Source organism: Micromonospora sp. NPDC048839 (assembly GCF_040649915.1).
Classification (GTDB): Bacteria; Actinomycetota; Actinomycetes; order Mycobacteriales; family Micromonosporaceae; genus Micromonospora.
Window position 1 is genome coordinate 188,974 of record NZ_JBEZGL010000008.1, and the last position, 10,866, is coordinate 199,839.

Sequence of the window (10,866 nt, forward strand, 5' to 3'; positions counted from 1 at the left end):
GCCGCCGGCCCGGCCCGGCGACGCCGAGACGAAGCGAAGCGAAGCGAGGAGAGACGATGAGTGAGGCAGCCGCACCGGCGGGCGACATTCCCCCGTTCCGGTACACCGCGGCCCTGGCCGACGAGATCGAGATCCGTTGGCAGGACACCTGGGCGCGCGAGGGCACCTTCCACGCACCGAACCCGACCGGCCCGCTGGCCGACCCGACCCACCCCCGCGCCGGCGCGGAGAAGCTGTACGTGCTGGACATGTTCCCGTACCCCTCCGGAGCAGGCCTGCACGTCGGCCACCCGCTGGGCTACATCGGCACCGACTGCTACGCCCGCTACCAGCGGATGGCCGGTCGCAACGTGCTGCACGCGATGGGCTTCGACGCGTTCGGCCTGCCCGCCGAGCAGTACGCGGTGCAGACCGGCACCCACCCCCGGACCACCACCGTCGCGAACATCGAGCGGTACAAGGCGCAGCTGCGCCGGCTGGGGCTGGCGCACGACGAGCGCCGCTCGGTGGCCACCATCGACACCGACTTCTACCGCTGGACCCAGTGGATCTTCCTGCAGATCTTCAACTCCTGGTACGACCGCGACGCCGGCAGGGCCCGTCCGATCGCCGAGCTGATCGCCGAGTTCGAGGGCGGTAACCGGCCCACCCCGGACGGCCGCGCGTGGGCCGAGCTGAGCGTCGCCGAGCGCCGCCAGGTCGTCGACGACCATCGCCTGGCGTACGTCTCGCACGCCCCGGTCAACTGGTGCCCCGGACTGGGCACCGTGCTGGCCAACGAGGAGGTCACCGCCGACGGCCGCTCCGACCGGGGCAACTTCCCGGTCTTCAAGCGCAACCTGAAGCAGTGGAAGATGCGGATCACCGCGTACGGTGACCGGCTGCTGGACGACCTGGACGCCCTGGACTGGCCCGAGCCGATCAAGCTGATGCAGCGCAACTGGATCGGCCGCTCCACCGGCGCCCACATCGACTTCCCCACCGAGCAGGCGCCGGTGCGGGTGTTCACGACCCGGCCGGACACCGTCTTCGGTGCCACCTACATGGTGCTGGCGCCCGAGCACGAGCTGGTCGACCCGCTGGTCCCGGCCGCCTGGCCGGACGGCACGAGGGACGCCTGGACCGGCGGGCACGCCAGCCCCCGGGTGGCCGTCGAGGCGTACCGTAAGGCGGCGGCGGCCAAGACCGACGTCGAGCGGCAGTCCGACACCAAGGAGAAGACCGGCGTCTTCATCGGCGCGTACGCCACCAACCCGGTCACCGGCGGGCAGATCCCGATCTTCATCGCCGACTACGTGCTGGCCGGCTACGGCACCGGCGCGATCATGGCGGTGCCGGCCCAGGACGAGCGGGACTGGGCGTTCGCCGAGGTCTTCGAGCTGCCCATCGTGCGTACCGTGCAGCCGGCGGAGGGCTTCGACGGCAAGGCGTACACCGGGGACGGCCCGGCGATCAACAGCGCCGCTCCCGACCGCGGCCTGGACCTGAACGGCCTGGGGGTCGCCGACGCCAAGGCGGCGACCATCGCCTGGCTGGAGGCGAACGGGCACGGCACCGGCGCGGTGACCTACCGGCTGCGCGACTGGCTGTTCTCCCGCCAGCGGTACTGGGGTGAGCCGTTCCCGATCGTCTACGACGAGACCGGCGCGGCCATCGCCCTGCCGGAGGAGATGCTGCCGGTCGAGCTGCCGGAGGTGGACGACTTCTCCCCGAAGACGTTCGACGCCGACGACGCCAACAGCAACCCGGAGACCCCGCTGTCGCGGCGGCGCGACTGGGTCGAGGTCGAGTTGGACCTGGGTGACGGGCCGAAGCGCTACACCCGCGAGACCAACGTGATGCCGCAGTGGGCCGGCTCCTGCTGGTACGAGCTGCGCTACCTGGACCCGACGAACAGCGGGCGCTTCGTCGACGCGGAGAACGAGCGCTACTGGATGGGCCCGCAACGCGAGGGCGACTGCGGGGGCACCGACCTGTACGTCGGCGGCGCCGAGCACGCCGTGCTGCACCTGCTGTACGCGCGGTTCTGGCACAAGGTGCTGTTCGACCTGGGGCACGTGTCGTCGTTCGAGCCGTTCCGCAAGCTGTTCAACCAGGGCATGATCCAGGCGTACGCGTACACCGACTCGCGCGGCAGCTACGTGCAGGCCGAGGAGGTCTTCGAGCGCGACGGCGCCTACTACCTGGGTGACCTGGCGGTCAACCGCGAGTACGGCAAGATGGGCAAGTCGCTGAAGAACGTGGTGACCCCCGACGACATGTGCGCCGCCTACGGCGCGGACACCTTCCGGGTGTACGAGATGTCGATGGGCCCGCTGGAGGTGTCCCGTCCCTGGGAGACCCGGGCGGTGGTCGGCTCGTACCGGTTCCTGCAGCGGGTCTGGCGGGCCGTCGTCGACGAGGAGACCGGCGAGCCGCGGATCACCGAGGACCCGGCCGACGAGGCGACCCGCCGGCTGCTGCACACGGTGATCGACGGGGTCCGTGGCGACATGGACGGCATCCGGTTCAACACCGCGATCGCCAAGCTGATCCAGTTGACCAACGGGCTGACCGGCCTGTCGGCCACGCCGCGTGAGGTGGCCGAGCCGCTGGTGCTGATGGTGGCGCCGTTCGCCCCGCACGTGGCCGAGGAGCTGTGGCGCAAGCTGGGCCACGACACCTCGCTGACGTACGCGGACTTCCCGACCGCCGACCCGGCGCTGCTGGTGGCCGACACGGTGACCTATCCGGTGCAGGTCAACGGCAAGGTCCGTGGCCGCATCGAGGTCCCCGCCGACGCCGCGGAGGAGACCGTCCGCGCGGCGGCCCTGGACGCGGTGGCCGCGGCGCTGGCGGGCAAGGAGCCTCGCAAGGTCATCGTGGTCAAGGGCCGCATGGTCTCCGTCGTCGTCTGACCACGGACGGGCGCTACCGAGCGTGACCGCGTAGAGGGCGGAAACCGCGAGGAGCGCTATGACTCAGAGGTATAAATATGCCCCTGAGTCATAGCGCTCCCCGGACAGGTCGCCCCCGCGAGGCGCTGTCACGCGGTCAGCACCGCCACCACGACGTCGCGGTGGACGCGCAGCCACTCGTGCCAGCGGCGTACACCGTCGCCCGCGCCCGCGTCGCGCAGCCGACGCATGCCCGGCTCGTCGCGGGCGAACGCGACGTCCTCGATCCGCCGACCGGGCGCGGCCAGGTCCCAGTCGACGAAGACCACCGGGAGCGGCCCGGCGGGGAAGTGATCCGGATCACGTCGGCGACGAACCCGCCGGACAGGGGCGCCTCGGCCGGGCTGGCGGTCGGCTCGGGCACGGTCAGACCGGCATGCGTCGGCGTCGACGCTCGCCGCGCCACCACTGGTGGACGAGCACGAGGCTGGCGATCAGGCCGAGGCTGGCCGGGGCGGCGGCGTACCAGTTGATGTGGCCGGGTGTGCTGACCGACGCGCCGATCGCCGCGTAGCCGAAGGCGGTCGGCGCGGAGGCGATGACGCTTCCGGCCAGGAACGGCAGCACCCGGGCGCCGGTCGTGCCGTAGCCGTAGCTGACCAGCCCGAAGCCGGCGATGGGTAGCAGCCGGACGGTGACCACACCGACCACGCTCTGCCGGGCGAACCAGCCGTCGAGGCGGGCCAGGCGACCGCGGACCCGTTCGGCCACGAACTCCCGACCGAGCAGCCGGCCGACCGTGAACCCGATCGCGGCGGCCACCAGCGCGGCGCCCAGGGCGTACGCGGCGCCCTCCAGGGGGCCGAAGATCGCGCCCGCGGCGAGCGTGACGAAGGTCCGGGGGACCAGGGCGACCAGCAGCAGCGCGCCGCCGAGGATGGCCGCCACCGGGGCGAGGTCTCCCAGCCGGTCGGCCAGCAGGGGTAGCTGCGCCGGATCCGGCCGGGGCGCCAGGAGCAGCAGGAGCCCGCAACCGCCGATCAGCAGGACGAGCAGGGCGAACCGGGCGGCCGACGGCTGCCGGAGCAGCCGCCGGACGGCTCGGATCATGCCCGGGCGGGGGCCACTGCTGAGCGGCGCTCGTTGCGGAGCCGGTCCGACCAGGTGTCGTCCAGAGGGGGGAGCTGGTGTGCGCCGGTGGCCCAGCGCAGCAGCAGGTCGGCCAGGGCCGGGTTGCGGGCCAGTGCCGGGCCGTGCGAATACGTGCCCAGCAGCTTGCCGCGCCACGCGCCCTCGGTGGCGCCGTCGTTGCCGACCCCGGTGCTGACCCGGGCCAGCGGGGCGACCTCCGGACCGAGGTGGGTGCGACCGCCGTGGTTCTCGAAGCCGGTGAGCGGGGGCAGACCCAACCGGGGGTCGATCTCACCGGCCAGCTCGCCGACGGCCCGGCTCTCGCCCCGGTCGGACTGCAGGTCGAGCAGCTCCAGCCCCCGACACTGCACGCCCTTGGCGAAGAAGGAGGTGCCGAGCAGTTGGTAACCGGCGCAGACGCCGAACACCACCGACCCCTGGGCGACCGCCCGGTGCAGGCCGCCGTCGGCGATCAGCCGCTGGGCGCCCAACGCCTGCGGGCCGTCCTCGCCGCCGCCGACCAGGTAGATGTCGGCGGTCGCGGGCAGCCGCTGGTCGGAGCGGACCTCCAGCACCTCGACCGGCATGCCGCGTTGGCGGGCCCGGCGGGCGAGGATCAGGGCGTTGCCCCGGTCGCCGTAGGTGGACAGCAGGTCGGGATAGATCCAGACGATGCGCAGGCTCTCAGATGACACGGTCCAACTCCGCTCGGATGTCCTGGAACGCGGTGTAGTTCGCGATGACCTCCAGCCGCCCGGGCGGGACCGACCGGAGCGCGTCGTCGAACGTGCGGACGTGCTGGAACGGGACGTCGTTGACGTCCAGTCGAACCGCCAGGTCGTATGCCCGGTCGCCGGTGATCAACACCTGCCGGCCACGGAGCGGGGCGAAGTCGACGTCGTAGAGCCAGGAGGTGTCCAGACCGTCGGGGTCGCGCGCGTTGATGGAGAGCAGGGTCGGGGCGTCGTCGGCCATGTCGAACGCCTCCAGCCAGCTGGCCGGGTTCTTGGCCAGCAGCAGCCGGATGTTGCGCCCGTCCTTGTCGACCTGCGCGTAGCGGCCGGCCACCGAGGTGACGATGCCGAGGCGGGACACCGCGTCGACCGGGCGTACGCCGAACTCGGCGGCCACCGCCAGCGCGGTCGCCGCGTTGCCGAGGTTGACCTTGCCGGGCAACTGGAGGGAGACCTTGTGCCAGGCCCCGGTGGGGTCGAGCACGCCCTCGTCCTCGACGACCCAGTTCGGCTCCGGTCGGCGCAACGGGCAGCCGGTGCACCACCACTGCTCGCCGGAGCGCTGGATGGTGGAGCCGCACTCCGGGCAGACCCAGGAGTCGTCGTGCCAGCGCTGGCCGGCGCTGAACCAGGTCACCGGCGGCGGGTTGATGCCCCGGGCGGGGTCCCCCGGCGGGGTGGCCGCCCAGACCACGAGCGGGTCGTCGGCGTTGGCGACCACCCGGACGTTCGTGTGCCGGACCAGTGCCGCACGCCAGAGCTGCGCCATCATGGCGACCTCCTTGGCGCGGTCGAGCTGGTCGCGGGAGAGGTTGAGCAGCGCGACCACGTGCGGCTCGGTCGCCTCCAGCACCTGGGCGAGGTAGTGCTCGTCCACCTCCAGCACCGCGTACGGGGTGCTGCCGGCCTTGGCCAGTGCCGAGGTGTGCCCGCTGGGCATGTTGGCACCGAACGAGTTGGTGGCGACCCGGCCGAGCACGCCGACTGCTGCGGAGGTCAACCGGGTGGTGGTGGTCTTGCCGTTGGTGCCGGAGACGAGCGCGATCGCGCGCCCGGCCGACAGGTGGGCCAGCAGGTCCGGGTCGATCTTCAGGCCGATCCACCCGCCGATCACCGAACCGTCGCCACGGCCGGCCGCCCGGGAGAGCGCCGCGGCGGTCCGTGACACGGAGCTGGCCACCTTGGCCCGTAGGGGCATTTTCGCGTCCGTCACGCGAGCGAGGTTACCGGACCGTCCGCCCCGCCAGATCGCCGCCGACGGTGAACCGTTCGGCCGTGGTGGCGGCGCGGGCGGCCGGGAGGGCCTCCACCGGACGGAGTCGATCTATGTCGGAAAGCGGACCACGCCGGCCGGCCGCTGCGGCCCTCCACTCCGCTCCACCCCTCGTGACGTGCAGTTTTGCCACCGGATCGGACACGCCACGCGGGCGAATCTGGTTGCAGGTGGAGGGAAGTGGAGTAGAGTGGGGGCCAATGGTGAGGCCGGGAGGGCTCACCGGCCCGGGGGGTCAGCGGCGCCGCGAACGCCGCTCAGGGGCGAGGGGGTAGGGCCGGTGTTTCTCGGCACCCACACTCCACGCCTGGACGAAAAGGGCCGGTTGATCCTTCCGGCCAAGTTTCGGGATGAGCTGGCGGGGGGTGTCGTGGTAACCAAAGGGCAGGAGCGCTGCCTCTACGTCTTCCCGACCCCTGAGTTCCAGCGGATCGCGGACCAGTTGCGCGCGCAGCCGATGACGCACAAGGCGTCCCGGGCCTACAGCCGGGTCTTCTTCGCCAGCGCGCACGACGAGGTTCCGGACAAGCAGGGTCGGGTAACCATTCCGGCCCACCTGCGGGCGTACGCCGCGCTGGACCGCGACCTGGTCGTGATCGGCGCGAGTACGCGGGTGGAGATCTGGGACAGGGCAGCCTGGGAGACCTACCTCGCCGACAGCGAGGACGACTTCGCCGACATCTCGGAGGGGGTGCTGCCCGGCGGTCTGTAGGGCGGAACGGCGCCCGACGTACTGCGAGATCTCCAGCCGCTTTCGAGTTCCTGGCACCCCTTCCCCGGTGCCAGGCGCACGATCCAGTCATCGGGCGACGGTCCGGTGTCCGGCGGGAGCGGATGGGGATCTGGCGGTACGACGGCAGCGCCGTCCGACGACAGGCGCACGAGGAGAACGGACGTTTCAACCAGTGGGGGTCAACATGGGGGAGTTGCGCGGCACGCACGTGCCGGTGCTGCTCGAGCGGTGTCTTGAGCTGCTGGCCCCCGCGCTGGGTCGAGGCGGCCGGACGGTCCACGTCGACGCGACGCTCGGCCTGGCCGGGCACGCGGAGGCGGTGCTCGAGGCGCACCCGGAGACGGTCCTGATCGGGCTCGACCGGGACACCGAGGCGCTCGCCCACGCGCGGGTCCGGCTGGCCCGGTTCGCCGATCGGGTGCATCTGGAGCACGCCGTCTACGACGAGTTGCCCGAGGTACTGGACCGGCTGGGCTATCCGGGCATCGACGGCATCCTGTTCGACCTGGGTGTGTCGTCGTTGCAGTTGGACGCGCCCGACCGCGGGTTCGCGTACGCCCAGGACGCGCCACTGGACATGCGGATGGACCAGACCCGGGGGGTGACCGCCGAGGAGGTGGTCAACACCTACGCGCATCCGGACCTGGCCCGGGTGCTGCGGGTCTACGGCGAGGAGAAGTTCGCCGGCCGGATCGCCTCGGCGATCCTGCGGGAGCGGGAACGCGGCCGGATCACCTCGTCCGCGCGGTTGGCGGAGCTGGTCCGGGAGTCCATTCCGGCAGCAGCCCGACGAACGGGCGGTCATCCGGCAAAGAGAACGTTTCAGGCTTTACGGATCGAGGTAAACAGAGAGCTGGCGGCGCTGGAGTCAGCGCTGCCATCAGCACTCGACGCACTGACCGTGGGCGGTCGCATGGTGGTCCTGTCCTACCACTCCCTGGAGGACAGGCTCACCAAGGTGGCGCTCGCGGACCGGGTCCGCAGTAAGGGCCCGGTCGACCTCCCGGTCGAGCTTCCCGGGTCGGGTCCGACGTTCCGGCTGCTCAGCCGGGGCGCCGAACTGCCCGGGGAGGCGGAGGTCGCCGTGAACCCGCGGGCCGCCTCGGTGCGGCTGCGGGCAGCGGAACGACTCGATCCGAATGCGACAGAGCTTGGGCGGACCGACCGCGAACGGTCTCGCCGACGGGTGAAGGGAATGCACCAACCGGGCACGGGGTCCGCCTGATCCGTGGGGGGTCAGGGGCGCCGGGACGGCAGAGGGACGGACGTTGAGGGGGAGGGACATGAACATTGACAAGCGCGGCCGCCGGGACGTCACCGGCGACGGGCAGCGCGCACCGCGGTCGGGGGGCCGGACCGCGGCGGAGCGGGCTCCGCGCCTCGGAAACGGTACGCCACGCATCGATCGAGTGAACCAGCAGGGGGAGACTCGCGCCCGGGGGGCGCGCGAGTTCCCGACCCAGGGCACCGCCGCGCTGCGGCCGGTCGAGAAGGCCGCCGGCGCCTCCAGCGCCCGGCCGCCGCGGCTGCGGGTGGCACCGCCGTCGCCGATCTCGGTGCCGCGTGCGCCGTTCGCGGCGCTGATCGTGGTGCTGGTGGTCGGCGGGGTGCTGGGCATCCTGGCGGTCAACACCAAAATCAACGAGAACGCGTTCCGGCTGGAGCGGTTGCAGCAGCAGCAGGCTCGACTGGACCTGGAGAAGCAGCAGTTGGACAAGCGGATCGCCGAGTACGAGGCACCGGGCAACCTGACCGCCGAGGCGCGGCGGCTGGGCCTGGTGGACGCGGGCGAGCCGGGCTACATCCGGCTGCCGGACGGCAAGACCATCGGCGTGCCGCAGCCGGCGACCGGTAAGCCGTCGGTGACCAGCCAGGGTGCGGGAGGCTGACCCGTGCCACGAAGGTCGGACGAGCCGCGCCGGGACCCCACAGGGTCCCGGCGCGGTTCTTCGCGTGACGCCAGCCCCACCGACTCCGAGCCGCGCACCGGCGAGCCCGGCATCGGGGGCATCTCCGGCGCCCGCGCGTACACACCACGGGGTCGGACGGTCCGCGAGGAGCGCGGGACGCCGCCGCGCGCGGTGGGCGCCGAGCAACGGCGTACCCCGCGCAGCACCCGTTCCGGCGACCCGTTCCGACCCGCGTTGCAGGTGCTCGACGGTGGTCGGGCCGCCGCCCGGGCCGGTCGCCGCGACGCCCCGGCCGCCGGACGGGGCGGCGTGGTGCGCACCGTCGCGCCGCGTACCCCCCGAGGACCGGGCGTCGACGAGCCGCCGCCGCGCCGACGGACCACGCCGCGCGCGCCACGCCGCGCCGACCGCACGGCGGCCCGGCGGCCGTCCCGCAAGCCACCGCGCCCGCCGAAGCTGGCCGACTCGCGGCTGCGGCTGCGGCTGGGCACCGCCCTGGCCCTGACGTTGTTCGCGAGCATCGGGATCCGGCTGATCTTCCTCCAGGCCGTCGACGCCCCGGCGTACGCCGGGGGCGGCGTCATCGACCGCACCCGCACCGTGGAACTGCCGGCGGCGCGGGGCGCGATCTACGACCGCACCGGTGCCCCGCTGGTACGCAGCGTCGAGGCACGGTACGTGTTCGCCGACCCCACCGAGGTGGAGGACCAGGCCGGCACGGCCCAGGCGCTCTCGCCGCTGCTCGCCATCCCGGCGTCGAAGCTCACCGAGCTGCTCAAGCCCCGCAAGTTGGAGAACGGCAACGACTCCCGATTCGTGTACCTGGCCCGGGGGGTGGAGATCTCGACCGCCAAGCAGGTGCAGGCGCTGGAGCTGCCGGGGATCGGGGTGCACCGCGACGAGCGTCGCGAGGTGCCCGGGGGTGACCTGGCGGCCAACCTGATCGGCTTCACCAGTCAGGACATGGTCGGGTTGGAGGGGCTGGAGGCCCGCTACAACGACGTGCTCGCGGGTCAGGACGGCAAGCGGAGGTACGAGGCCGGCCGCCGTGATCTCGACGCGGCGATCCCGGGCGGCTACAGCCTGACCACGCCCGCCAAGCCGGGCAGCTCGCTGTGCCTCACCATCGATCGTGACCTGCAGTTCCGGACGCAGCAGATCCTCAGTGAGGGCATGGCCCAGGTGCGGGGCGGCACCGGCGCTGCGGTGATCATCGAGATTCCCTCCGGGGAGGTGCTGGCCCAGGCCAGCAACCCCACCTACAGCGCGGCGAAGCCGCTGCCGAGCGACCCGGTCGCCCGCGAGGACGCGGCGACCAGCTTCGTCGTCGATCCCGGCTCGGTGCACAAGGCGATCACCTACGGCGCGGCCCTGCAGGAGGGGGTGATCACCCCGGACACCACGCTGCCCATCCCCAACAACATCAAGATGGGTGACACCTGGTTCCACGACACGCACCCGGCCAACGGCAAACGGATGAGCATCCCCGGGATGCTCGCCTACTCGTCGAACGTCGGCACGATCACGATCGCCGAGAAGCTCGGCCGGGACCGGTTGATCGACTACCAGAAGCGGTTCGGGCTGGGCAAGCCGACCGGCGAAGGAATGCCGGGGGAGGCCGGCGGGCGACTGCTGCCGGCCGACGAGTGGAGCGAATCGTCGCACGGGTCGGTGCCGATCGGGCACAGCGTCGACGCCACGCCGCTGCAGATGGCCGCCGCGTACGCCGCCATCGCCAACAACGGCACGTACGTGCAGCCGCACCTCATCAAGGAGGTGATCAGCCCGGACGGCAAGCGCACCCCCGCGCCCGCCCCGGTGACCCGGTCGGTGCTCAGCCCGCAGAACGCGGCGGCCCTGCGCACCATGCTGGAGGCGGTCACCACTGTCGACCACGCCACCGGCGTCAACGCCGCGGTCCCCGACTACCGGGTCGCCGGCAAGACCGGCACCGGCTCGCGGGTGGTCAACGGCAAGATCGAGACCGACAAGGTGTCCTCCTTCATCGGCATGGCCCCCGCCGAGAACCCCCGCTACGTGATCGCCGTCTTCGTGTACTCGCCCGACGGTGGGGGCGCGGCGATCGCCAATCCGGCGTTCCGCGACATGATGCAGTTCACGCTGCGTCACTATCGGGTGCCGCCGTCCACCAGTGGTTCGGCACCCAAGTTCGTGGTCTATCCGCGCTGAGCAGCGATGGCGGGACATC

At 72.2% G+C, this 10,866-nt stretch carries 8 protein-coding genes and 1 pseudogene; 5 read left to right on the forward strand and 4 right to left on the reverse strand.

Annotation, left to right across the window (positions count from 1 at the left end; all coding sequences use genetic code 11):
- Window positions 1-56 precede the first annotated feature (56 nt).
- Window positions 57-2,897 carry a leucine--tRNA ligase gene (gene leuS, locus AB0C25_RS17660; protein WP_357374269.1) on the forward strand — a complete coding sequence of 947 codons (2,841 nt, stop codon included), beginning with the start codon at window positions 57-59 and terminating at the stop codon, window positions 2,895-2,897.
- A 128-nt stretch (window positions 2,898-3,025) separates the two neighbouring features.
- On the opposite strand, the gene AB0C25_RS17665 is transcribed toward leuS, so the two are convergent.
- The 4 genes from AB0C25_RS17665 to AB0C25_RS17680 all read right to left on the reverse strand — a co-directional run bounded on the left by AB0C25_RS17665 (window position 3,026) and on the right by AB0C25_RS17680 (window position 5,939).
- On the reverse strand, window positions 3,026-3,205 hold the full coding sequence (locus AB0C25_RS17665) for a hypothetical protein (protein ID WP_357374271.1): 180 nt from the start codon (window positions 3,203-3,205) through the stop codon (window positions 3,026-3,028).
- A gap of 97 nt (window positions 3,206-3,302) precedes the next feature.
- On the reverse strand, window positions 3,303-3,986 hold the full coding sequence (locus tag AB0C25_RS17670; protein ID WP_357374273.1) for a VTT domain-containing protein: 684 nt from the start codon (window positions 3,984-3,986) through the stop codon (window positions 3,303-3,305).
- The gene (locus AB0C25_RS17675) at window positions 3,983-4,702 is read right to left on the reverse strand and encodes a glutamine amidotransferase (protein ID WP_357374275.1); all 720 of its coding nucleotides are present in this window, start codon (window positions 4,700-4,702) and stop codon (window positions 3,983-3,985) included. The genes AB0C25_RS17670 and AB0C25_RS17675 overlap by 4 nt, the downstream gene beginning before the upstream one ends.
- Window positions 4,692-5,939, reverse strand: a complete 1,248-nt coding sequence (locus AB0C25_RS17680; RefSeq protein WP_357251425.1) for a MurT ligase domain-containing protein — start codon at window positions 5,937-5,939, stop codon at window positions 4,692-4,694. The genes AB0C25_RS17675 and AB0C25_RS17680 overlap by 11 nt, the downstream gene beginning before the upstream one ends.
- A gap of 355 nt (window positions 5,940-6,294) precedes the next feature.
- On the opposite strand from AB0C25_RS17680, the gene mraZ reads away from it, so the two are divergent.
- The 4 genes and pseudogenes from mraZ (at window position 6,295) to AB0C25_RS17700 (ending at window position 10,847) form a co-directional block, all read left to right on the forward strand.
- The gene (gene mraZ / locus AB0C25_RS17685) at window positions 6,295-6,726 is read left to right on the forward strand and encodes a division/cell wall cluster transcriptional repressor MraZ (RefSeq protein ID WP_357374277.1); all 432 of its coding nucleotides are present in this window, start codon (window positions 6,295-6,297) and stop codon (window positions 6,724-6,726) included.
- Window positions 6,727-6,931: 205 nt separating this feature from the next.
- Window positions 6,932-8,041: pseudogene (rsmH, locus tag AB0C25_RS17690) on the forward strand (16S rRNA (cytosine(1402)-N(4))-methyltransferase RsmH).
- Window positions 8,031-8,636 (forward strand): hypothetical protein, encoded by a 606-nt coding sequence (locus AB0C25_RS17695; protein ID WP_357374279.1) that lies wholly within the window; start codon window positions 8,031-8,033, stop codon window positions 8,634-8,636. Before rsmH ends, AB0C25_RS17695 begins: the two are co-directional and overlap by 11 nt.
- A 3-nt stretch (window positions 8,637-8,639) precedes the next feature.
- A complete protein-coding gene (locus AB0C25_RS17700; protein WP_357374281.1) occupies window positions 8,640-10,847 on the forward strand; it encodes a penicillin-binding protein 2 in 2,208 nt (735 codons plus the stop codon).
- Window positions 10,848-10,866 lie beyond the last annotated feature (19 nt).